At 73.2% G+C, this 22,688-nt stretch carries 17 protein-coding genes; 6 read left to right on the top strand and 11 right to left on the bottom strand.

Annotated features, from left to right (window positions below; translation table 11 throughout):
- Positions 1-6: 6 nt before the first annotated feature.
- The 4 genes from AB0Q96_RS32465 to AB0Q96_RS32450 form a co-directional block, all read right to left on the bottom strand.
- Positions 7-1,173, bottom strand: coding sequence for a thiolase domain-containing protein (locus AB0Q96_RS32465; protein ID WP_365331783.1), 1,167 nt, complete (start codon positions 1,171-1,173; stop codon positions 7-9).
- The gene (locus AB0Q96_RS32460) at positions 1,166-2,227 is read right to left on the bottom strand and encodes a thiolase domain-containing protein (protein WP_365331781.1); all 1,062 of its coding nucleotides are present in this window, start codon (positions 2,225-2,227) and stop codon (positions 1,166-1,168) included. Before AB0Q96_RS32460 ends, AB0Q96_RS32465 begins: the two co-directional genes overlap by 8 nt.
- A complete protein-coding gene (locus AB0Q96_RS32455; protein WP_365331779.1) occupies positions 2,224-3,186 on the bottom strand; it encodes an OB-fold domain-containing protein in 963 nt (320 codons plus the stop codon). Before AB0Q96_RS32455 ends, AB0Q96_RS32460 begins: the two co-directional genes overlap by 4 nt.
- Positions 3,187-3,247: 61 nt before the next feature.
- Positions 3,248-4,051: a crotonase/enoyl-CoA hydratase family protein gene (locus tag AB0Q96_RS32450; protein WP_365331777.1), complete on the bottom strand. Its 804-nt coding sequence runs from the start codon at positions 4,049-4,051 to the stop codon at positions 3,248-3,250.
- Between the two features lie 176 nt (positions 4,052-4,227).
- On the opposite strand from AB0Q96_RS32450, the gene AB0Q96_RS32445 reads away from it, so the two are divergent.
- Positions 4,228-5,874, top strand: coding sequence for an acyl-CoA synthetase (locus AB0Q96_RS32445; RefSeq protein ID WP_365331775.1), 1,647 nt, complete (start codon positions 4,228-4,230; stop codon positions 5,872-5,874).
- A 14-nt stretch (positions 5,875-5,888) separates the two neighbouring features.
- On the opposite strand, the gene AB0Q96_RS32440 is transcribed toward AB0Q96_RS32445, so the two are convergent.
- Positions 5,889-7,235, bottom strand: a complete 1,347-nt coding sequence (locus AB0Q96_RS32440) for an alpha/beta fold hydrolase (protein ID WP_365331773.1) — start codon at positions 7,233-7,235, stop codon at positions 5,889-5,891.
- 103 nt (positions 7,236-7,338) lie between these two features.
- Between AB0Q96_RS32440 and AB0Q96_RS32435 the strand changes: the two genes are divergently transcribed.
- A complete protein-coding gene (locus tag AB0Q96_RS32435; RefSeq protein WP_365331771.1) occupies positions 7,339-8,154 on the top strand; it encodes a pentapeptide repeat-containing protein in 816 nt (271 codons plus the stop codon).
- A 15-nt stretch (positions 8,155-8,169) separates the two neighbouring features.
- On the opposite strand, the gene AB0Q96_RS32430 is transcribed toward AB0Q96_RS32435, so the two are convergent.
- Positions 8,170-8,946 carry a GNAT family N-acetyltransferase gene (locus AB0Q96_RS32430; protein WP_365331769.1) on the bottom strand — a complete coding sequence of 259 codons (777 nt, stop codon included), beginning with the start codon at positions 8,944-8,946 and terminating at the stop codon, positions 8,170-8,172.
- A 42-nt stretch (positions 8,947-8,988) separates the two neighbouring features.
- Positions 8,989-10,218 (bottom strand): cytochrome P450, encoded by a 1,230-nt coding sequence (locus tag AB0Q96_RS32425; RefSeq protein WP_365331767.1) that lies wholly within the window; start codon positions 10,216-10,218, stop codon positions 8,989-8,991.
- Positions 10,219-10,677: 459 nt separating this feature from the next.
- Here AB0Q96_RS32425 and paaK point away from each other — a divergent pair, with 459 nt between their 5' ends.
- Positions 10,678-11,967, top strand: coding sequence for a phenylacetate--CoA ligase PaaK (paaK, locus tag AB0Q96_RS32420; protein ID WP_365331765.1), 1,290 nt, complete (start codon positions 10,678-10,680; stop codon positions 11,965-11,967).
- A 23-nt stretch (positions 11,968-11,990) separates the two neighbouring features.
- Positions 11,991-12,371, top strand: coding sequence for a VOC family protein (locus AB0Q96_RS32415; RefSeq protein WP_365331763.1), 381 nt, complete (start codon positions 11,991-11,993; stop codon positions 12,369-12,371).
- A gap of 105 nt (positions 12,372-12,476) precedes the next feature.
- On the opposite strand, the gene AB0Q96_RS32410 is transcribed toward AB0Q96_RS32415, so the two are convergent.
- A complete protein-coding gene (locus tag AB0Q96_RS32410) occupies positions 12,477-13,997 on the bottom strand; it encodes a fatty acyl-CoA synthetase (RefSeq protein WP_365331761.1) in 1,521 nt (506 codons plus the stop codon).
- A gap of 152 nt (positions 13,998-14,149) precedes the next feature.
- On the opposite strand from AB0Q96_RS32410, the gene AB0Q96_RS32405 reads away from it, so the two are divergent.
- Positions 14,150-16,579, top strand: a complete 2,430-nt coding sequence (locus tag AB0Q96_RS32405; protein ID WP_365331760.1) for a penicillin acylase family protein — start codon at positions 14,150-14,152, stop codon at positions 16,577-16,579.
- On the opposite strand, the gene AB0Q96_RS32400 is transcribed toward AB0Q96_RS32405, so the two are convergent.
- From AB0Q96_RS32400 to AB0Q96_RS32390, 3 genes are all read right to left on the bottom strand, one after another.
- Complete coding sequence (locus tag AB0Q96_RS32400) at positions 16,569-17,675, bottom strand: ionic transporter y4hA (protein ID WP_365331758.1); 1,107 nt, start codon at positions 17,673-17,675, stop codon at positions 16,569-16,571. The two genes, AB0Q96_RS32405 and AB0Q96_RS32400, sit on opposite strands and share 11 nt — an antisense overlap.
- Before the next feature lie 78 nt (positions 17,676-17,753).
- Positions 17,754-19,304, bottom strand: a complete 1,551-nt coding sequence (locus AB0Q96_RS32395; RefSeq protein ID WP_365331756.1) for an acyl-CoA synthetase — start codon at positions 19,302-19,304, stop codon at positions 17,754-17,756.
- Entirely contained in the window at positions 19,301-20,410 is a 1,110-nt protein-coding gene (locus tag AB0Q96_RS32390) for a nitronate monooxygenase family protein (RefSeq protein WP_365331754.1), read from the bottom strand. The genes AB0Q96_RS32395 and AB0Q96_RS32390 overlap by 4 nt, the downstream gene beginning before the upstream one ends.
- Positions 20,411-20,581: 171 nt before the next feature.
- Between AB0Q96_RS32390 and AB0Q96_RS32385 the strand changes: the two genes are divergently transcribed.
- Positions 20,582-22,402, top strand: a complete 1,821-nt coding sequence (locus AB0Q96_RS32385; protein WP_365331753.1) for a serine hydrolase — start codon at positions 20,582-20,584, stop codon at positions 22,400-22,402.
- Positions 22,403-22,688 lie beyond the last annotated feature (286 nt).

The following is a 22,688-nucleotide window of genomic DNA, read 5'->3' as shown; positions in this document are numbered from 1 at the left end:
GGTGGGTCAGGTGCTGGGGGCGTCCGTGCCCACCAGCCACATCGCGAAGAACTGGGCGCCGCCTCCGTAGGCGTGGCCCAGGGCCTTGCGTGCGCCTTCTATCTGGTGTTCTCCGGCCTGGCCCCGGACCTGGAGGGCCGCCTCCGCGAAGCGGATCATGCCGGAGGCGCCGATCGGGTTGGTCGACAGGACTCCGCCGGACGGGTTCACCGGCAGGTCGCCGTCCAGTTCCGTCACGCCCGCCTCGGTGAGCTTCCAGCCTTCGCCCTCCTCCGCGAAGCCCAGGTTCTCCAGCCACATCGGCTCGTACCAGGAGAACGGCACGTACATCTCCACCGCGTCGATCTCGCGGCGCGGGTCGGTGATGCCGGCCTGCCGGTAGACGTCGGCGGCGCAGTCCCGGCCGGCCTGCGGGGAGACGAAGTCCTTGCCCGCGAAGAGGGTCGGCTCGCTGCGCATGGCGCCGCCGTGCAGCCACGCCGGCGGGCGGGGCGAACGGGCCGCGCCCGCCCGGTCGGTGAGGACCATCGCGCAGGCGCCGTCGGAGGACGGGCAGGTCTCCGAGTAGCGGATCGGGTCCCACAGCATCGGCGAGGACTGGACCTTCTCCAGGGTGATGTCGTGCTCGTGGAGGTGCGCGTACGGGTTCTTGAGGGCGTTGCGGCGGTCCTTGTACGCGACGAGGGAGCCGATCGCGTCGGGGGCGCCCGTGCGGCGCATGTAGGCGCGCACGTGGGGGGCGAAGAAGCCGCCCGCCCCGGCGAGCAGCGGCTGCTGGAAGGGGACGGGCAGGGACAGGCCCCACATGGCGTTGGACTCGGACTGCTTCTCGAAGGCCAGGGTCAGGACGGTGCCGTGGACGCGGGCCGCGACGAGGTTGGCCGCCACCAGGGCGGTGGAGCCGCCGACCGAGCCCGCGGTGTGCACGCGCAGCATCGGCTTGCCGACGGCGCCGAGGGCGTCGGCCAGGTACAGCTCCGGCATCATCACGCCCTCGAAGAAGTCCGGGGCCTTGCCGATGACGACGGCGTCGATGTCCGACCAGGTCAGCTGGGCGTCCTCCAGGGCGCGCAGGGCGGCCTCGCGGACCAGTCCGGCCATCGAGACGTCCCGGCGGGCGGCGACGTGCTTGGTCTGGCCGATCCCGACGATCGCTACGGGCTCCTTACTCATGCGAGTCCCCTTCCAGGACGGCGACCAGGTTCTGCTGGAGGCAGGGCCCGGAGGTGGCGTGGGCGAGGGCGCGGTCGGAGGCGCCGCGGTGGATGCGGGCGGCGGCCTCGCCGAGCCGGATGAGGCCGGCGGCCATCACGGGGTTGGCGGCGAGCGCCCCGCCGGACGGGTTGACCCTGACCTCGTCGCCGAGGCCGAGGGCCTTGCGCAGGACGACCTCCTGGGAGGAGAACGGCGCGTGGAGTTCGGCGGTGTCGAGCGGTGGGCGGGCCGGGTCGAAGGCTCCGGCGCGTTCGGCGGCGAGCCGGACGGAGGGCGCGTCGGTGAGGTCGCGCACGCCGAGGGAGTGGGCCTCGATGCGGTGGTCCATGCCGGTGATCCAGGCGGGTCGCGCGCACAGTTCGCGGGCCTTGTCGCCGGCGGCGAGGATCACGGCGGCGGCGCCGTCGCCGATGGGCGGGCAGTCGCCGGTGCGCAGGGGCGCGACGACGTAGTCGCCCTGGGGGCGGGCCCCGGGCAGCTGGGCGTGCGGGTTGGCGGCGGCGTCCTCGCGGCTGCGGGCGGCGATCCGGGCGAGTGCCGGTTCGTCGGTGTCCCCCGCGTCGATGAGGGCGCGGGCCTGGAGGGCGGCGAGGGCGACGGAGTCGGGCCACAGGGGTGCGACGTAGTAGGGGTCGAGCTGGCGGGTCAGGACGTCGCGCACGGAGCCGGGCGAGGACTTGCCGTAGGCGTAGACGAGGGCGGTGTCGGCCTCGCCGGTGAGGAGCTTCACCCATGCCTCGTACAGGGCCCAGGCGCCGTCCATCTCGACGTGCGACTCGGAGATCGGCGGCCAGGCGCCGACGCCGTCCAGGGCCATGGTGAAGGAGAAGGCGCGGCCGGCCAGGTAGTCGGAGGAGCCGGAGCAGGTGAAGCCGATGTCGGAGGTCTTCAGGCCGGTCTGCCGCAGCACGTCGTGGAGGACCGGCATGACCATCTCGACTTCGGAGAGTTCGTCGGTGCGCCGGGCGTGGTCGGTCTGGGCGAAGGCGACGATCGCCACTTCTCGGCTCACAGCAGCTCCTTGTACGTGTCGTAGTCGGCGTCCGGCTCCCCGCTGGGGCGGTAGTGGTCGGGGTAGCGGCCGTCCTCGCTCCACACGGGTTCGACGCGCAGGCCCATGCGGACCTGGTCGTAGGGGATGCCGCCGATCCGGCCGTGCAGGGCGAGCCCGGCGCCGTCGAGCGCGATGTGGGCGTAGACGTAGGGGACTTCGATGTCCAGGTTCTTCGCCTTGATGTTGACGATGCAGTACGTGGTGACCGTGCCGCGCGGGCCGACCTCGACGCGGTCGGTGGTGGCGACGCCGCAGGTGGGGCAGGCGCCGCGGGGCGGGACGTACACCTTGGCGCAGGAGGGGCAGCGCTCGCCGACGGTGCGGCGTTCGGCGAGCCCCTGGAGGTAGCCGGTCTGGGCGCGGCCGGGGCTGTAGGTGTAGTCGAGGCGGGCGTGGGCGACGATGCCGGTGACGGGGTCCTCGAAGCGGCCGTCGTGGGCGCGGGGCGCGGTCGCGTCGGGGGCGTCCGTGTCCTCGTACGGTTCGAAGCAGGCGATGTCGGTGAGGGCGCCGGTCCGTTCGGCGGCCCAGCGGACGCGGACCCGCATGCCGGTGCGCACGGCGTCGGGGCCGGGCGCGTCGAGGGCGTGGAGGAGGGCCGTGTCGGCGCCGTCGGGGCGGACCAGCACCCAGGCGAAGGGGGTCTGGAGGGGCTGTCCCGGGCGGGGGTCGGGGTTCCAGGCCCAGGTGGTGACGGTGCCGGTGGTGGCGAGCTCGACGAGTTCGCCGAGTTCGGCGGCGGTCTCCGGGTCGTACTCGACGGGCGGCACGAGTACCCGGCCGGCCTCGGTGCGCACGCCGAGCAGGGTGCGTTCGCGCAGTCCGGTGAGGAAGGCCGACTGGACGGGGCCGAGGGAGCGGGTGAAGGGGAACTCGACGACGAGGGGGGCGGAGAGCGTCTCGGGGGCGGATGTCATGGGGCGGCTCCTTGGTGGGTGGGACGCGGTGGCGGTGCCTGCGGCGCGCGGGTCCGTGCCCTCACTCGCGCCGGTACACCGGGGCGCGTTTCTCCGCGAAGGCCCTCGCCCCCTCCTTGGCGTCCGCGGTGGCGAAGATCGGCCAGCCGCGCTTGAGTTCGGCCGCCAGTCCCTCCTCCTCGGTCATCTCCGCGGTCTCGTAGACGGATGCCTTGACCGCCTCGACGGCCAGCGGCCCGCAGGCGTTGATCCGCTCGGCGATCTCCAGGGCCGCGTCGAGGGTCGTGCCGTCGGGGACGACGCTGCCGACCAGGCCGATCCGCTGGGCCTCGTCGGCCGTGTAGGGGCGGCCGGTGAGGAGCATCTCCAGGGCGTGGGTGCGCGGGATCTGCCGGGGCAGGCGCACCGTGGAGCCGCCGATCGGGAACAGGCCGCGGCGGACCTCGAAGAGGCCGAAGGTCGCGGAGGCCCCGGCGACGCGGATGTCGGTGCCCTGCAGGATCTCGGTGCCGCCCGCGACGCAGTGCCCCTCGACGGCGGCGATCACGGGTTTGCGGGGGCGATGGTGGCGCAGCATCGCCTTCCAGTGCAGGTCGGGGTCCGCGGTCATGCGGTCCCGGTAGGCCTCGCCCTCCATGCCCTTGCCGGCCAGTGCCTTGAGGTCCATGCCGGCGCAGAAGCTGCCGCCGGCGCCGGTGAGGACGACGGAGCGGATCGTGTCGTCGGCGTCGGCTTCCAGCCAGCCGTCGTAGAGGCCGACCAGCATCGGCAGCGAGAGCGCGTTCTTGGCCTCGGGCCGATTGAGGGTGAGTACGAGCGTGGCGCCTTCGCGCCGCACGGTGAGGTGCTCGGTGCTGCCGCCCATGGGCGTCTCCCGTCTCCAGTTCTGGAACAGGTTGCAGGAGTGACGGGTCCAGTTCAATAGTTTTCTGACACCCAGTCAGATTCTTCTGCGCGACCCCTTCCGCCCTCCGCCCTTCGGTGCTCTGATGACCGCGCCAGTGACCGTCGGGTCCGTCCGGGCCAGGATCAGGAGGAACGGTGGAGTACAACCTTGCCGACCTGTTCGAATCGGTCGTCGACGTGGTCCCGGACCGCGAGGCGCTGGTCTACGTGGACCACCCGGGCACCGGCGCCGAGCGCCGGCTGACCTACGCCGGACTCGACGCCGCGGCCAACCGCATCGCGCACCACCTGATCGACGCGGGTCTGCGCCCCGGCGAACAGCTCGGCATCCACCTGTACAACGGCATCGAATACCTCCAGACGGTGCTCGCCTGCCTCAAGGCCCGGATCGTGCCGGTGAACGTCAACTACCGGTACGTGGAGGAGGAGCTGGTCTACCTCTACCGGGACGCCGACCTGGCCGCGCTCGTGTTCGACGCGGAGTTCACCGAGCGGGTCGCGGCCGCGCGGCCGCAGACGGAGAAGCTGCGGCACCTCGTGCGGGTGGGGACCCCGCCCGAGGGCGCGCCGGCGCTCGACTGCGTCCCGTTCACGGCGGCCGAGGCGGCCTCGTCGCCGGAGCGCGGTTTCGCACCGCGTTCGGCCGACGACCTCTTCATCATCTACACCGGCGGCACCACCGGTATGCCCAAGGGCGTGATGTGGCGCCAGGAGGACCTGTTCTTCGCCGGGCTCTTCGGCGGCGACCCCTCGGGCGAGCCCGTCAAGCGCCCCGAGGAACTGGCCGAGCGGGTCGCCGCGGGCGGCGCCGGGATCACCTTCTTCCCGACTCCCCCGCTGATGCACGGCACCTCGACGCTCACCTCGTTCGTCGCCTTCAACTACGGGCAGCGCGTCGTCATCCACCGCAAGTACGTGCCCGAGGAGGTGCTGCGGACCATCGAGAAGGAGAAGGTCTCCAGCGTCTCCCTGGTCGGTGACGCGATGCTGCGCCCGCTGATCGACGCCCTCAACGGACCGCTCAAGGGCACCAACCTGTCCGCGCTCTTCAGCCTCTCCTCGTCGGGCGCCATCATGTCCGACACCGTCCGCGCCCAGTTCCGGGCGCTCGCGCCGAACGTGCTGCTGCTCAACAACTTCGGCTCCTCGGAGTCCGGTTCCAACGGCCGGGCCACCGACGACTCGGGCCCCGAGAAGGGCTTCCGGCTGCACGTCAACGAGCGCACCCAGGTGGTCGACCCGGCCACCCACGAACTCGTCGGCGTCGGCGAGATCGGCCGGCTCGCCCAGCGCGGCCACGTGCCGCTCGGCTACTACAACGACCCGGCCAAGACCTCCGAGACCTTCTTCCAGAAGGGCGACGAGCGCTGGGTGCTCCTCGGCGACATGGCCACCGTCGACGAGGAGGGCATCGTCACCGTCCTCGGCCGCGGCTCCCAGTGCATCAACACCGGCGGCGAGAAGGTGTACCCGGAGGAGGTCGAGCAGGCGCTCAAGTCCCATCCGGACGTGTACGACGCGCTGGTCGCCGGAGTGCCCGACGCCCGGTGGGGCAACCACGTGGCCGCCGTGGTCCAGCTGCGCTCCGGGGCCGCACCGCTGGACCTGCCGGCCGTCCAGGCCCACTGCCGCACCCGGCTGGCCGGCTACAAGGTGCCGCGCCAGCTCGTGCTCGCCGAGCGGATCCAGCGCTCACCCAGCGGCAAGGCGGACTACCGGTGGGCGCGCACGGTGGCGGTGGACGCGGACGCCTCGGCGGCGGCGCCGGGCGACGGCGCCTGACGGGTCCGTCCGGCTCACACGCCGAACTCCCTCAGGGCGGAAAGGAATTCGCGGGGCCGGGCGGCGTGCACCAGGTGCCCGGCCTCGATCGTGACCAGCCGGGCGTCCGGCACCCGCTCGGCCATCCAGGCGAGGTGCCGCTGCGGCAGGTGGCTGGTCGGCCCGCCCCCGATGATCAGGGTGGGGGCGGTGACGGCGGTGAGTTCCTCGCGCCAGGCCGGGTCCGGGGCGTTCAGGTCGGCGTTGGTCGCGTCCAGGACCGCCCAGTCGAAGGCGACCGGCTCCTCCGGGAGGCCCGCCGGGCCGCGGGGCGGGAGGACGGGGAAGAAGACCGGGGCGTCCTCCAGGACGAGCCGCCCGATCAGGGCCGGCTCCCGCTGGGCGAGCAGACAGGCCGCCGCCCCGCCCATCGAGTGCCCGACGACGGTGGCCCCGGCGAGCCCGAGGGCCTTGAGGAAGCCGCCGATCTCGTCACGGAGCGCGGCGAAACCGTACTCCCCCGGGTGGTCGCTCAGACCGTGGCCGCGCAGGTCCAGCGCGTACACCCGGCGGTCGGCCGCCAGCTCGGCCGTGATCTTCCGCCACTCCGTGGAGTCGCCGCCGCGCCCGTGCACCAGGACGACGGGCGGGGCGCCCTCGGGGCCCCGCACCCGGTAGGCGAGCCGGACGCCGTCGACGGTGACCGTGCGCACCTCGGGGTCGAGGAAGGCCGCGACGGGGCGGGCGAACCCGCCGGGGTCGTCGGCCCACGGGACGTGTCCGGCGCCCGCCTGGACGAGCAGCTCGGCGTGCGGGAAACAGACGGCCAGTGCGGCGGCCTCGGCGGGGGTGGGCCCGTGGTCGTCCCCGCCGGCAAGGACGAGGACCGGGGCGGTCAACGCGCGCAGGGCCCGCCGGGTGGCCTCGGGGGCGAAGGCGCCGTCGCCGTGGTGGACCGTGTCCCCCTCCTCGTCGGAGGTCTCGACGCCGATGCCGACGGCGTGGGTGCCGGGGGCGGCGAGGACGAGGGAGCGCACGCGCTCGGGGTGCGCGGCCGCGTACAGGGTGGCCAGGTCGCCGCCCGCGGAGTGGCCGAGGAGGTCGATCCGGTCGAGCCCCAGGTGGGCGCGGAGCGCCTCGACGTCGGCGACCCGGTCGCGGCGGTGGCTCGCCGGGTCGGCGGGGGCCGCGCCGTCCCCGGTGCCGCGCGCGGGGAGCACGACGAGGGTGCGGTGGGCGGACAGGCCCCCGAGGTCGCCGAGACGGACCGGGTCGCGCAGGGGTCCGCCGGGCAGGACGACCAGCGGCTCGCCCCGGCCCTCGGTCCGGTAGGCGCGTGCGGTTCCGTCGTACGTCGTGAACGTGCGCGTGTGCGGGGCCATGCCGTCGATCATGGTCAGGGTGGCCCGGTCGCGGCAACCGCGTTCGCCGACAGCGCGATACGGTGGGATGTCCTCCCCCACCAGCGAAGGAAGCCGTTTCACCGTGTCCGAGACCCGTCAGGCCGAGCTGCGCGGCGACTGCGCGAACTGCTTCGGGCTGTGCTGCGTGGCCCTTCCCTTCGCCAAGTCGGCGGACTTCGCCGTGAACAAGTCGTCCGGCGACCCGTGCCGGAACCTCCAGGAGGACTTCCGCTGCGGCATCCACACCCGGCTGCGGGACAGCGGTTTCCCCGGCTGCACGGTGTACGACTGCTTCGGCGCCGGCCAGAAGGTCTCCCAGGTGACCTTCGGCGGCGTCTCCTGGCGCGCGGCCCCGGACACGGCCCGTCAGATGTACGAGGTCTTCCCGGTGATGCGCCAGTTGCACGAGCTGCTGCGCTACCTGACCGAGGCCCGCGCCCTCGCCGCGACCCGCACGCTCCACCGCGACCTCGACCGGGCCCTCGCCCGGGTGACGGCGCTGACCGAGGGCGCCCCGGGCGACCTGGAGCGGTTCGACGTCGGCCCGGTGCGGGCCGAGGTGAACCCCCTCCTCCTGAAGAGCAGCTCCCTGGTGCGGGCGGCCGCCGGCGGCAAGCCGAAGAGCCGGCGCGGTGCCGACCTGGTCGGCGCCCGGCTGCGCGGGGCCGGGCTGCGCGGGGCGGACCTGCGCGGGGCGCTGCTCATCGCCGCCGACCTGTCCGGGGCGGACCTGTCGCTCGCGGACCTGATCGGCGCGGACCTGCGGGACGCCGACCTGTCCGGGGCGGACCTGACCGGCGCGCTGTTCCTCACCCAGCCACAGCTCAACTCGGCGCGCGGGGACGCCGCCACCCGTCTGCCGGAGGGCTTCGAGCGCCCGGCGCACTGGTCCCGCTGACGTCTTCGGGCCGGCTCAGACCTCGTACACGTACGGGGTCATCGTGGTCAGTTCGGCGAAGCCGAGGCGCTTGAGGATGGGGCGGCTGGTGGGCGCGGCGTCGACCTGGACGTAGCGGTGGCCGCGGGCGAGCGCGAGGCGGGCGCGGTGGAAGACGAGGGCCCGGTAGAGGCCCCGGCCGCGCCATTCCTCGACGGTGCCGCCGCCGTACAGGCCGGCGAAGTCGGATTCCTCGGGCAGGTCGAGGCGGGCCGAGCTGACGGGGACGCCGTCGGCCAGGACGACGAACGCGGCGACCGAGTCGGGTGCGGCGGCGAGCTGGTCGAGCAGCCTGCTGGCGTACTGCGAGCCGTCGGTGCCGAAGGCCCTGTCGTGGACCTCGACCATCATCCGTACGCCGGTCTCGTCGGTGACCGGGTGGATCTCGACGCCGTCCGGGAGCTCCACGGCGGTGGGGAGGGACGCGGCCTCGGCGACCATCAGGGTCTCGGGCTCCTCGGCGGTGAATCCGGCGGCGAGGAGCCGGTCGGCGAGGTCGGCCGGCCCGTCGTGGCCGTACACCGTCCATTCGAAGGAGTGGCCGACGGTGCGGAAGTGGCGGATCTCGGCGGCGATGGCGGCGTCGGCGTCCCGGGGGCCGAGGCCGGACCACAGGACGCCGTTCCAGGCGTAGGAGGGCCCTTCGTGGCGGACGACGAGGCCGTCGCGTTCGACCCGGCAGCCGGGGCCTTCGGGGCGGGCGCCGATGCGGCGCTGGCGGTCGTAGTGGATGCGCAGTGCGGTGATGTCCATGACCTCCACCTCAACATCGACCGCGGCCGCGGCGCCACTGGATTACCAGGTCACGGGCAGGGTCTCGGGGCCGCGGAGCAGGGCGCCGCGCTGCCAGCGGAGCTCGTTCTCGGGGACGGCGAGCCGCAGGTCGGGGAAGCGGGTCCACAGGGAGTCGAGGAGGATCTCGGACTCGACGCGGGCGAGCGCGGAGCCGGGGCAGCCGTGCGGGCCGTGCCCGAAGGCGACGTGCGGGTTGTAGCCGCGGTCGAAGTCCAGCTTGTCCGGGTCGGGGAAGACGGCGGGGTCGCGGTTGGCGGTGAGGTAGGAGACGTAGACGGGGTCGTCCTTGGCGATGGTGACGCCGCCGACCTCGACGTCCTCCAGGGCGATCCGGGAGAGGCCGACGGCGTTGCGGTGCGGGATGTAGCGCAGCAGTTCGTCGACGGCCCGGGGCAGCAGCCCGGGTTCGGCGCGCAGCCGGGCGAGGTGTCCGGGGTGGGTGAGCAGGGCGTAGACCATGTTGGCGCTGTTGTTGCGGACGGCGTGGGTGCCGCCGATCTGGACGAGGACGGCGAGTCCGACGGCCTCGTGCGCGTCCACGGTGCCCTCGTCGACGGCGTCGGCGAGGACGGCGGCGAGGGTCTCCTTGCCGGTGCCGTGGCTGCGGCCGATGAGTTCGGTGAAGTAGCGGGTCGTCTCGCGCCTGGCGTGTTCGGCGGCCTCGCGGCCGGTGCCGGCCGCGAGGAGGGCGTCGGACCAGTGCGCCACGAGGGGCCGGTCGCCCTCGGGGACGCCCATGAGCGCGCCGACCACGGCGAGCGGGAAGGGGCGGTGGACCCCCTCCACGAGGTCGGCGGGCGGGCCGTGCCGTGCGAGGCGGTCGAGGAGGCCGTCCATGACGTCCTGGGCGTGCTCGCGCAGGACGTGCAGGGCGCGGGTGCCGAAGGCGCGGGCGAGGACCCGGCGCATCCGGGTGTGGTCCGGCGGGTCGGCGAAGCCGACGGCGCCCTCCATGGGGACAAAGTGGGGGGCGAGCCGGGTGACGGAGCGGCCGTGGACGGCCCGGCGGCTGAACCGGGGGTCGGCGGAAACGAACTTGACGTCCTCGTAGCGGGTGACGAGCCAGGCGTGGCCCTCGCCGTGCGGGAGGCGTACCCGGGCGACGGGCTCCTCGTGGAGCAGGCGGGCGAGGAGCGGGTCGAAGGTGAGTCCGGTGAGTTCGGGGACGGCCCAGAAGTGCGTGTGGGGGTCGTCGGCGTGCTCGGGGGTGGGGGGCGTGGTCGTGGTCATGGTGCCACCGCCGCTGTCGTGGTGGGTGGGGGGTCGAGGGGGAGGTGGGGGGCGTCGACGGCGGGACGGCACTGGACGGGCAGACGGCACTGGACGGGCATGGGGGTCCGTTTCGTCCTGGGGTTGGGGGGAGGGCCGGACGGGGTCGTCTCCCGTTCGGCTTCCCCTCGCGCAGGACCGTTCCCGCGCTCCGGCGGACAATCACACCCGAATGTGTGGTCTTCGGCGGACGTCCGTGACCTGCGGAAAAGGCGCCCGCGGCGGGAGGCGTCCGGCGGGCTTCGCGGGTCTCGGCGCGCTCCGTCGGCGGGTCCGGCGCGCGGGGGAAGAAAAGCCGTCCCGACCTCTTGCCAACCCCGGGGGGTCGCCGGATTTACTGAGGCCGGAAGATCAACCGAATGATCGGTCGTCCGTTTTACGACGGACGGCGCGGTGGTACGCGAGGCGAGGGAGTGGCGCATGGGCGAGCTGCTGGACGCGGGCGAGCGACTCGGACGCGACGAGCTGGAGGCGCTCCAGCTGGAACGGCTGCGCACGACCCTGCGGCACGCCTACGACAACGTGGCGTTCTACCGGCGGGCCTTCGACGAGGCCGGGGTACGGCCCGAGGACTGCCACGGCCTCGCGGACCTGGCCCGCTTCCCCTTCACCGCCAAGGCCGATCTGCGCGCCCACTACCCCTTCGGCATGTTCGCCGTCGACCAGTCCCGGATCCGGCGCATCCACGCCTCCAGCGGGACGACCGGCCGGCCCACCGTGGTCGGCTACACCGAGCGGGACCTGGACACCTGGGCCGACGTCGTCGCCCGCTCGCTGCGCGCGGCCGGCGCCCGGCCCGGCCACAAGGTGCACGTGGCCTACGGGTACGGCCTGTTCACCGGCGGCCTGGGCGCCCACTACGGGGCCGAACGGCTCGGCTGCACGGTGATCCCCGCCTCCGGCGGCATGACGGCCCGCCAGGTCCAGCTGATCCAGGACTTCCGGCCCGAGGTCATCATGGTCACGCCCTCGTACATGCTCACCCTGCTCGACGAGTTCGAGCGGCAGGGGATCGACCCGCGGAGCACCTCGCTGCGGATCGGCGTCTTCGGCGCGGAGCCCTGGACCGAGGAGATGCGCCGGGAGATCGAGGAGCGCTTCGCCCTCGACGCCGTCGACATCTACGGGCTCTCCGAGGTGATGGGCCCCGGCGTCGCGCAGGAGTGCGTGGAGACCAAGGACGGTCTCCACGTCTGGGAGGACCACTTCCTGCCGGAAGTCGTCGACCCGATCACCGGCGAGGTGCTCCCGGACGGCGAGGAGGGCGAGCTGGTCTTCACCTCCCTGACCAAGGAGGCGATGCCCGTGATCCGCTACCGCACCCGCGACCTCACCCGGCTGCTGCCCGGCACCGCCCGGGTCTTCCGGCGGATGGAACGGATCAGCGGCCGCAGCGACGACATGGTCATCCTGCGCGGGGTGAACCTCTTCCCCACCCAGATCGAGGAGATCGTCCTGCGCACCCCCTCCGTCGCCCCCCACTTCCAGCTCCGGCTCACCCGCGAGGGCCGGCTCGACGCCCTGACGGTACGGGCCGAGGCGCGCGCCGGGGCCACCCCCGAGCAGCGCCGGGAGGCGGCCCGCGCCATCGCGGCGGCGGTGAAGGACGGGATCGGGGTCTCGGTGGGCGTGGAGGTGGTCGACCCGGAGACGCTGGAGCGCTCGGTGGGGAAGATCAAGCGGATCGTGGACCTCCGGGACGGCGCGTAGCCTGGAGGAAGGAGGTGGTTGCGATGCTGGCGGAGTCCCCCATAGCCGCGATCATTCCGGTCAACGACATGGCCCGCGCGAAGCGCTTCTACAGCAAGACCCTCGGCCTCACGCTCATCAAGGAATCCCCCGAGGACGTGATGTACGAGACCGGGGGATCGATGATCGGCCTGTACGAGACCCCCTACGGCGGCCAGGCCCAGCACACCCTGGCCAGCTGGAAGGTCGCCGACCTCGACGCCGAGATGAAGGAGCTCCGCTCCAAGGGTGTCGCCTTCGAGGACTACGATCTGCCCGGTCTCAAGACCGTCGACGGCGTGGTCGAGTCGGACGACATGCGGGGCGCCTGGTTCAAGGACAGCGAGGGCAACATCCTCTGTGTCCTGCAGGAGCTCAAGGGCTGACGGGCTCCGGGGCGGCGGACGCGGGGCACCCCCGGCGGGGCACCCCCCTACGGGGCGCCGCCGCGCGGGACGCTCCCGCGCGGCGCGCCGCGGCGCGAGCTGGCCTCACGCGGCTCCGTAGCGGTCGCGCAGCTCGCGCTTGAGGATCTTGCCGCTGGCGTTGCGGGGCAGCTCCGGCACGAACAGCACCCGCTTGGGCGCCTTGAAGTGGGCCAGCTTCTCCCGTGCGTGCGCGAGGAGTTCGGCCTCCGTGACATGCCCGCGCGGGACGACGAAGGCAGTGACGGCCTCGATCCAGCGCTCGTCCGGAAGGCCGACGACCGCCGTCTCGGCGACGGACGGATGCGTGTAGAGGGCGTCCTCGACCTGTCGGGAGGCGACGAGGACGCCCCCGGAGTTGATGACGTCCTTCACCCGGTCGACGACGGTGAGATAGCCCTCGGCGTCCCGCACGGCCAGGTCGCCCGAGTGGAACCAGCCGTCGCGGAAGGCCGCCGCCGTCTCCTCGGGCTTCTCCCAGTAGCCGGTGCACAACTGCGGGGAGCGGTAGACCACTTCGCCGGGGGTGCCGTCGGGCGCGTCCTCGCCGTGCTCGTCGACGACCCTGGCCTCGACGTGGCGGACCGGGCGGCCGCAGGAGTCCATGCGGCCCTCGTGCTCGTCGGGGCCGAGGACGGTGGCGAGCGGGCCGATCTCGGACTGGCCGAAGCAGTTGTAGAAGCGCAGGCCGGGCAGGTGCGCGCGCAGCCGCTCCAGGACCGGCACCGGCATGATCGAGGCGCCGTAGTAGGCCTTGCGGAGGGCCGTGAGGTCACGGGTGGCGAAGCCGGGGTGGTTGGCGAGCCCGATCCAGACCGTCGGCGGGGCGAACAGGCTGTCGCAGCGGCCCGATCCGACCAGGTCGAGGAGGACCGCCGGGTCGGGCCCGTCGACGATCGTGTTCTCGGCGCCCACGGCGAGGTACGGCAGCAGGAACACGTGCATCTGCGCCGAGTGGTAGAGCGGCAGCGAGTGCACCGGCCGGTCGTCCGCGCCCAGGTCCAGGGCGTCGAGGGCGCTCGCGTACTCGTGCACCAGGGCCCGGTGCGTCATCATCGCGCCCTTGGGCAGGGCGGTGGTGCCCGAGGTGTACAGCAGCTGCACGAGCTCGCCGGGGTCGCGCCCGCCCTCGTACGGCCGCGGCGCGGCGAGGGAGGCGAGCAGCGAGTCCTCGGCGTCCCGCAGGGCCCGTACGGGGAAGTCCTCCGGGACGCGTCCGGCGAGCGCCGGGTCGGTGAGCACCAGTGAACTGCCCGACTGGTGAAGGATGTAGTCGAGGTCCTCGCCGGTGAGGTGGTGGTTGACCGGCACGTGGACGAGGCCCGCCCGGGCGCAGGCGAGGAACGCGATCAGGTAGGCGTCCGAGTTGTGGGCGTAGGTCGCGACCCGGTCGCCCGCCACGAGGCCGGCGCCGTCGGGGTCCAGCAGGACGGCGGCGGCCGTCGAGACGGCGGCGTCCAGCTCGGCGTAGGTCCACGTCCGGTCGGTGTAGCGCACGGCGGTCCGGTCGGGGACGCGCCGGGCGCTCGCGCGCAGCACGCCGTCGACGGTGAGGGTGAGCAGCTCGCGGCCGGTTTCCCGGTCCATTCCTCGTTCCATGGACACGGATCCTGTGCGGGGCGGAGCCGCCGGTCAAGTACCCGGGACACGCCGGACATCGGACGGGATGTTGACAAAGCAAGCGCTCAGCTGAATGCATGGCCCAACCCGCACGCACCGTACGCCCGTTGGGAGGGACCTTGCACTTCCGCACCTTGTTCCCCGCCCGGTTCAGACGCCTGGCGCTGGTCGGGGCGGCTCTCGCCACCGTCACCGCCTCGTTGCCCGCCGCGGCCGTCGCCGACACCGGCGACCGCGACCGGCATCCGTCGGACCGGGGCCTGTCCGCCGTCATCCGCTACACCGAGTACGGCATCCCGCACATCGTGGCCAAGGACTACGCGAACCTCGGCTTCGGCACCGGCTGGGCGCAGGCCGCGGACCAGGTCTGCGTCCTCGCCGACGGCTTCGTGACCGTGGCCGGCGAGCGCTCGCGCTGGTTCGGCGCCGACGGCGCGCCGGACGGGTCCCTGTCGTTGGCGACGAAGAACCTGTCCAGCGACCTGTTCTTCCGCGGGGCGAAGGACGCGGGCACGGTGGAGGCGCTGCTCGCCACGCCGGCGCCCGCCGGTCCCAGCCGCCCGTCCAGGGAGCTGATGCGCGGCTGGGCGGCCGGGTACAACGCGTGGCTGCGCAAGAACCGCGTCACGGACCCGGCCTGCGCCGGTGCCGCCTGGGTCCGGCCGGTCACCGAGCTCGACGTGGCGCGGCGCGGCTGGGCGGTCTCCGTCCTCGGCGGCCAGGGCCGTGGCGCGGACGGCATCACCGCCGCCCGGCCGCCCGCCGCCACGGGAGCCGCCACCAACGGGGCCGCCGCCGGCCGCGCCGCCGGCGCCGACGTCCCCGACCCGGACCGTACGGCCGAGGCGGCGCGGGCGCTGTTCGCGGCCGAGAACGCCACGATGGGCTCGAACGCCGTCGCGTTCCAGGGCTCGGCCACCGCGAACGGGCGCGGCCTGCTGCTGGGCAATCCGCACTACCCCTGGCAGGGCGGCCGGCGCTTCTGGCAGTCCCAGCAGACGATCCCCGGCGAGCTGAACGTCTCCGGCGCCTCCCTGCTCGGCACGGTCCCGGTCAGTATCGGTTTCAACGACAAGGTGGCCTGGAGCCACACCGTCGCCACGGGCGTCCCGCTGAACCTGCACCAGCTCACCCTCGACCCGGCCGACCCCACGGCGTACCTGGTGGACGGCCGGCCGGAGCGGATGACCCCGCGCACGGTCACGGTCGCGGTCAAGGACGGCGCCCCGGTGACCCGTACCCAGTGGTGGACGCGGTACGGGCCGGTGGTGTCCGGGCTCGGTCCGCAGTTGCCGCTGCCCTGGACGGCGACGACGGCCTTCGCCCTGAACGACCCCAATGCGGCGAACCTGCGGGCCTCCGACACGGCGCTCGGTTTCGCCCGGTCCCGTTCGACGCGAGGTCTGGTCGACACGCTGCGGCGCACCCAGGGCCTCCCGTGGGTGAACACGATCGCCGCCGACTCCTCGGGTCACACCCTGTTCACGCAGGCGCAGCTGCTGCCGCGGATCACCGACGAGCTGGCGCAGCGCTGCTCCACCCCGCTGGGCCGCGTCACCTATCCGGCCTCGGGTGTGGCGGTGCTGGACGGCGCGCGGGGCGACTGCGCGCTCGGTTCGGACCCGGACGCGGTGCAGCCGGGGGTCTTCGGGCCCGCGCGGATGCCGGTGCTGCGGGACGCGCCGTACGTGGAGAACTCGAACGACAGCGCCTGGCTGGCCAACGCCGACCGGCCGGTGACCGGCTACGAGCGGATCTTCGGCACGGTCGGGACCCCGCGCTCGATGCGGACCCGCGGCGCCGTCGAGGACGTGGCGGCCATGGCGGAGCGCGGGCGGCTGACGGTGGCCGATCTGCAGCGCCAGCAGTTCGCCGACCGGGCGCCCGCCGGTGATCTCGCGGCGGCCGACACGGCCCGGGCCTGCGCGGCGCTCCTCGCCGATGATCCGGAGGTGTGCCGGGTGCTGGGCGCCTGGGACCGCACGATGGACGCCGGGAGCCGGGGCGCGTTGCTCTTCGACCGGTTCTGGCGCAGGTTCACGGCCACGACGCCGCAGGCCGAGCAGTGGAAGGTGCCGTTCTCGGCGGCCGACCCGGTCGGCACCCCGAACACGGTGAACACCGGCGCGCCGTCCTTCGCGAAGGCCCTGAGGGACGCGGCGGCCGAGCTGCGCGCGGCGGGGATCGCGCTGGACGCCCCGCTCGGGCGGCACCAGTTCGTGGAGCGGAACGGGGTGCGCCTCCCGGTGGGCGGCGGCACCGAGGCGCTGGGCGTGTGGAACAAGACGGAGCCCGTGTGGAACCCGGCGGGCGGCGGCTACACGGAGGTCGCGCACGGCACCAGCCATGTGCAGGCGGTGGGCTGGGACGGCGGGCGGTGCCCGGTGGCCCGCACCCTCCTGACGTACTCCCAGTCCTCGAACCCGCTCTCGCCGCACTACAGCGACCAGACGGCGCTGTACGCGGGCGAGCGCTGGGTGACCTCCCGGTTCTGCGAGAAGGACATCCTGCGCTCGCCGGCGCTGAGGATCGTGGTCGTCAGGGGCTGAACGACAGGAACACGAAGGCGGCGAAGATCGAGAGGTGGACGCTGCCCTGGAGGAGCGTGGCCCGTCCGGGGACCACGGTGAGGGCGCTGACCACGGCGGTGAGGACGAGCAGCACCATGTGGAGGGGGCCCAGGCCGAGGACGAGGGGGCCGGAGAGCCAGATGGAGGCCAGCGCGATGGACGGGATGGTCAGGCCGATGCTGGCGATGGCGGAGCCGTAGGCCAGGTTCATGCTGGTCTGCATCCGGTCCCGGCGGGCCGCGCGCACGGCGGCGAGGGTCTCGGGGAGCAGCACCATGAGGGCGATGACGACACCCACGACTGCCTTCGGCAGGCCGGCGGACTCGACGCCGTCCTCGATGGTGGGCGAGACCAGCTTGGCGTTGCCGACGACGGCGACGAGGGCGACCACGAGCAGCCCGAGGCTGATCCACATCTCGCGGGAGGTGGGCGGGTCGGCGTGGTCGTCCTCGGACTCCTTGCCGTCCTTGCCGGGGCGCGGCACCGGCAGGAAGTAGTCGCGGTGCCGGACCGTCTGCACCGCGACGAACACTCCGTACAGGCAGAGCGAGGCGACGGCGGCGAAGGCCAGCTGGGCGCTGGAGAACTCGGGGCCGGGGTGGCTCGTGGTGAAGGTCGGCAGGACCAGCGTCATGGTCGCCAGGGTGCAGACGGTGGCGAGCGCGCCGCCGGAGCCCTCCGCGTTGAAGACGGCGACGCGGTTGCGCAGCGCGCCCACCAGCAGCGACAGGCCGACGATGCCGTTGCAGGTGATCATGACGGCGGCGAAGACCGTGTCCCGGGCGTACGTGGATGCCTTGTCGCCGCCGCCGGCCATCAGGGTGACGATCAGTCCGACCTCGATGACGGTGACGGCGACCGCGAGGACGAGCGAGCCGTAGGGCTCGCCGATCCGGTGGGCGATCACCTCCGCGTGGTGCACGGCGGCGAGCACCGCGGCGAAGAGACAGGCCGCGATGACTACCACCGCGAAGCCGGACAGGTCGCGCCCCCAGCCGAGGGCGAGGCCCACCGCGGCGACGATCGGCCCCCAGGTGGTCCATTGTCGTGTCAGTGCTGCCGCGCTCGAACTCATGCCCTGAATCCTGCCATAAAGGGAGGATCGTCCTCCGTGCGCCGCGTGCTCACGCAGCTGACAGGAGGTCAGGGTCCGTCACAGCGCCCGGTCGTGGCCTTCCCAAAACGGATCGCGGAGCCGGCGCTTGTACAGCTTGCCGTTGGGATCGCGGGGCATGACCGTGATGAAGTCCACGGACTTGGGACGTTTATATCCGGCGAGACGGGTTTCGCAGTGGGCCAGGATCGCCGCGGCGAGCTCGGGTCCGGGCGCGTGGCCCTCGGCCGGCTCGACGACCGCCTTGACCTCCTCGCCCCAGTCGGCGTGCGGGATGCCGAAGGCGGCGGCGTCGGCGACGGCCGGGTGGGCGAGGAGCGCGGCCTCGATCTCGGCGGGGTAGATGTTCACACCGCCCGAGATGATCATGTCGATCTTGCGGTCGCGGAGGAAGAGGTAGCCGTCCTCGTCGAGGACGCCGAGGTCGCCCACCGTGAAGAAGTCCCCGATGCGGCTCGACTTCGTCTTGGCCTCGTCGCCGTGGTAGCGGAAGGCGCCGGTGCTCATCTTCATGTACACGGTGCCGAGCTGCCCGGGCGGCAGCCGTTCGCCGTCGTCGTCGAAGACGGCGAGCTCGCTGATCGGCCAGGCACGGCCGACGGTGCCGGGCTTCTTGAGCCAGTCCTCGGCGGTGGCGAAGGCGCCGCCGCCCTCACTGGCCGCGTAGTACTCCTCGACGCAGTGGCCCCACCACTCGATCATCGCCCGCTTGACGTGGTCGGGACAGGGCGCGGCGCCGTGGATGGCGTGCCGCATGGAGGAGACGTCGTAGCGGTCCCTGGTCGCCTCGGGCAGCGCGAGGAGCCGGTGGAACTGGGTGGGCACCATGTGGGTGTGGGTGCAGCGGTGGGTGTCGATGAGCCGCAGCATCTCCTCAGGGGTCCACTTGTCCATGAGGACGAGCGGGTGCCCGATGTGCAGGGCAGCGCCCGCGAACTGGAGCACGGCCGTGTGGTAGAGCGGCGAGCAGACCAGGTGGACGTTGCCGTCGAAGGGCCGGATGCCGAAGATGCCGAGGAAGCCGCCGAGGTAGGTCTCCTCGGGCAGCTTGCCGGGCAGCGGGCGGCGGATGCCGCGGGGGCGGCCGGTGGTGCCCGAGGTGTAGTTCATGACCCAGCCGAGGGTGCGGTCGGCGGGCGCCGACGCGGGCTGCCCGTCGAGGAGTTCGGCGTACGGGCGGAAGCCGGGCAGGGCGCCGACCGCGTACCGGTGGGCGGCCGGCAGCGCCGCCTCGTCGGCGGCCTGGGCGGCGGCCTCGGCGAAGCGCTCGTGGGCGATGAGGACCTTGGCGCCGGAGTCGGAGACGATCCAGGCGATCTCGGGGCCGACCAGGTGGTGGTTGACCGGGACGAGGTAGAAGCCCGCCTGGGCGGCGGCGAGGTAGGCGGTGAGGAAGGGGACCCCGTTGGGCAGGACGACGGCGAAGGCGTCGCCGCGCTCCATCCCGGCCGCGCGCAGGCCGTGCACCAGCCGGTTGACGTCGGCGAGCAGGCGGCCCGCGGTCCACTCCTCGCCGTCGGGCGCGACCAGGACCGTGCGTCCGGGGTCCGCGGCGGCCTGGGACCAGAAACCGTTCGGTGCCTCCGTCACTGGGTGCTCCTTCCCGCGATGCGGTTGATCCGGTCGATGGCCTTCTCGAAGCCGCTGGTCAGTTCGTCGAAGACCTGCTGGACGCTGCGCTCGGAGTTCATCCGGCCGACGATCTGGCCGACGGGCGTGCCGAGCAGCGGCGTCACCTCGTGCTTCTGGATCCGGGAGACCGCCTCGGCGACGAGGAGGCCCTGGAGCGGCATGGGCAGCGTGCCGGGTCCGGCGGGGTCGTCCCAGGCGTCGGTCCATTCGGTACGGAGCTGACGCGCGGGCTTGCCGGTCAGGGCGCGGGACCGGACGGTGTCGCCGGAGCCGGCGGCGAGCAGTTTGGCGGTGAGGGCGCGGGAGTGCATCTCGGCCTCGGTGGTGGTGAGCCAGAGGGAGCCGAGCCAGACGCCCTGGGCGCCGAGGGCGAGCCCGGCGGCGATCTGCTCGCCGCTTCCGATGCCGCCGGCGGCGAGGACGGGCAGCGGGGCGACGGCCTCGACGACCTCGGGGGTGAGGACCATGGAGGCGATCTCGCCGGTGTGGCCGCCGGCCTCGTAGCCCTGGGCGACGACGACGTCGATGCCGGCCTCGGCGTGGTGGCGGGCGTGCCGGGCGCTGCCGGCGAGGGCGGCGACGAGGACGCCGTGCGCGTGGGCGCGCTCGACGACGTCGACGGGGGGCGAGCCGAGGGCGTTGGCCAGCAGCTTGATGGGGTAGTCGAAGGCGACGTCGAGCTGGTTGCGGGCGACCTGCTCCATCCAGCCGGTGATGCGCCAGCCGGACGCCTCGCCCTCCGCGAGTTCGGGGACGCCGTGCTTGGCGAGGGTGTCGCGGACGAACGCCCGGTGCCCCTCGGGGATCATCGCCTCGACGTCGGCCTCGCTGACCCCGTCGACCTTCTTCGCGGGCATGACGACGTCGAGGCCGTAGGGCAGCCCGTCGGTGTGCTCCTGCATCCAGTCGAGGTCGCGGGCGAGGTCGTCGGGGGCGGTGTAGCGGACCGCGCCGAGGACGCCGAATCCGCCTGCTCTGGTGATGGCGGCGGCCACCGCGGGGAAGGGCGTGAAGCCGAAGATGGCGTGCTCGATCCCCAGTGTGCGACTCAGCTCCGTCTTCATGGGCGGCAGGATGCCGCAGCGGTCCCGCCGAGGGAAGAGATTTTCTGATGCAGTGTCAGATTTCTTGGCGCGCGGCACGCTTCCCCCGGCGCGCACCGCTCCGGTAGAAAGTTTCAGATCTTGCCGGAGTCGCCGAAGTTTTCTTTCAGGGAGCGGTGGGAGAGGGTGGGCATGACGGAGCCGTCGCGAAGCGGGAGCCGGGGTCCGAGTCGCCGGGCGTTCGGCGGCCGCGCTCTCGCCCTGGGAGGTGCGCTGATGATCGGTACGGTGCCGGGGGCCTCGGCCGCGCCCGAGCCGGGTCCCGGCGGCGCGGGCCCAGGCGGCGCGGGTCCCGCGTCCGGCCGTGCCCGGCGCACCACCCTGCGGCACGGCTCCGCCGCGCGCGCCGGCCTGCTCCCCGAGCACCTGGACCGGCTGGTCGCCGACGCCGAGTCCTTCCTGCGCCCCTCGCCGCGGCACCCCTGGTACGCGGGCGCGGTGCTGCTCGCGGGGCGCGGCGGGACGGTCGCGCTGCACCGGCCGATCGGTATGGCCGTGCGCTACTCCGCGTACGACGAGAAGACCGACACGGGCGTCGAGCTGCCGGCCGACCGGCAGATCCCGATGGCCGAGGACACCGTCTTCGACCTGGCCTCCGTCTCGAAGCTGTTCACCTCGCTGCTCGCGGTGCAGCAGATCGAGCGGGGCGCGCTGGTCCTGGAGGAGCGGGTCACGGCGTACCTCCCGGAGTTCGGGGGCGGCGGGAAGCGGGACGTGACGGTCCGGCAGCTGCTCACGCACACCTCGGGGTTCCGTGCCTGGATCCCGCTCTACAAGGAGCCGACACGCGAGGGGCGCCTGCGGCTGCTGTGGAACGAGGTGCCGGCGAACCCGCCGGGCACGGTCTACCTCTACTCCGACCTCAATCTGATCACGCTCCAGCTGATCCTGGAGGAGATCACCGGTCACCCTCTGGATGCCCTGCTCCGAAGCGAGATCACCGCTCCGCTCGGGATGCACCGCACACGTTTCAATCCCCCGCTCTCCTGGCGCCCCTCGATCGCCGCCACGGAGGACGCCCGGGCTCCCTGGTCCAGGCTGGAGCGGGGGATGGTGTGGGGCGAGGTCCACGACGAGAACGCATACGGCATGGGCGGCGTCGCCGGGCACGCCGGGGTGTTCTCGACCGCCTGGGACCTCGCCGTCCTCGCGCGCACCCTGCTCAACGGCGGGGCGTACGGGGACGCCCGCATCCTCTCCCCCGCGTCGGTGGAGCTGATGTTCACCGACTTCAACACCGCGTTCCCCGGCGACGAGCACGGCCTGGGCTTCGAGCTGTACCAGCACTGGTACATGGGCGCCATGGCCACTCCGCGCACCGCGGGCCACACCGGCTTCACGGGCACCAGTCTGGTCCTGGACCCCACGACGGACGCCTTCCTCGTCGTCCTCGGCAACTCCGTCCACCCCGTGCGCACCTGGCGCTCCGGCTCCGCCCCGCGCGTCGCCGCCGCCGACCACCTGGCCCGCGCCGTGCCGGTCCGCCCGGCGCGCGGACGCACGGCGTGGTTCACCGGCATGGCGAACGGCACCACCGCCACCCTCACCCTGCCCGCCGTCCCCGGCGCCGCGCGCCTCACCTGCGCGCTGTGGTGGGACACCGAACCCGGCACGGACGCCGTCCGCCTGGAGTCCTCCACGGACGGCGGCACGACCTGGCACGCCCTGCCGTTCGCGGTCGCGGGCGAGACTCCGGGACCCCACCCCACGGGCACGGCGACCGGCTGGTCCGGCCGTACCTGGCACACCGTCACGGCGGAGCTGCCCGCCGCCGCCACGCCCTCCACCCGTCTGCGCTGGCGCTGCACGACCGACGCGCGCTACGTCGGCCGGGGCGTGTACGTGGACGCCCTGCGCGTCCTGGATCCCTCGGGCCGCCCCCTGTTCGACGAGGCCCGGCCCGCCGACGGGGCGCGCATCGAGGCGTCGGGCTGGGTGCGGTCGGAGGACTAGGACGGTCCGGGCGAGCCGACGGGCGGCCGCCGACCGGGGAACGTGTTCACTCTTGTGCGTTTCACACAACCCTTCCGGGTCTGAACCCTACCGCCACTCGCCATGTGCATGCAATACGGCGAGGAAGGTTTTCTGAAAGTACGTCAATCTCGGATGGAAAGTCGCCGGGCTCTCCGGCCGTGACGGATCCGGCCAAGGACTCTGGAACCTCCGCCTCCGACCGACTCGGACGCCTCGAGGACCTCGTTCCGTTTCGCGGCTGACCTGCGCGTTCATGACATCTCCG

Source organism: Streptomyces sp. NPDC093111 (assembly GCF_040683955.1).
Classification (GTDB): Bacteria; Actinomycetota; Actinomycetes; order Streptomycetales; family Streptomycetaceae; genus Streptomyces.
Note: the sequence above shows the minus strand (reverse complement) of the source record. Positions and strands in the feature narration are given on the sequence as shown.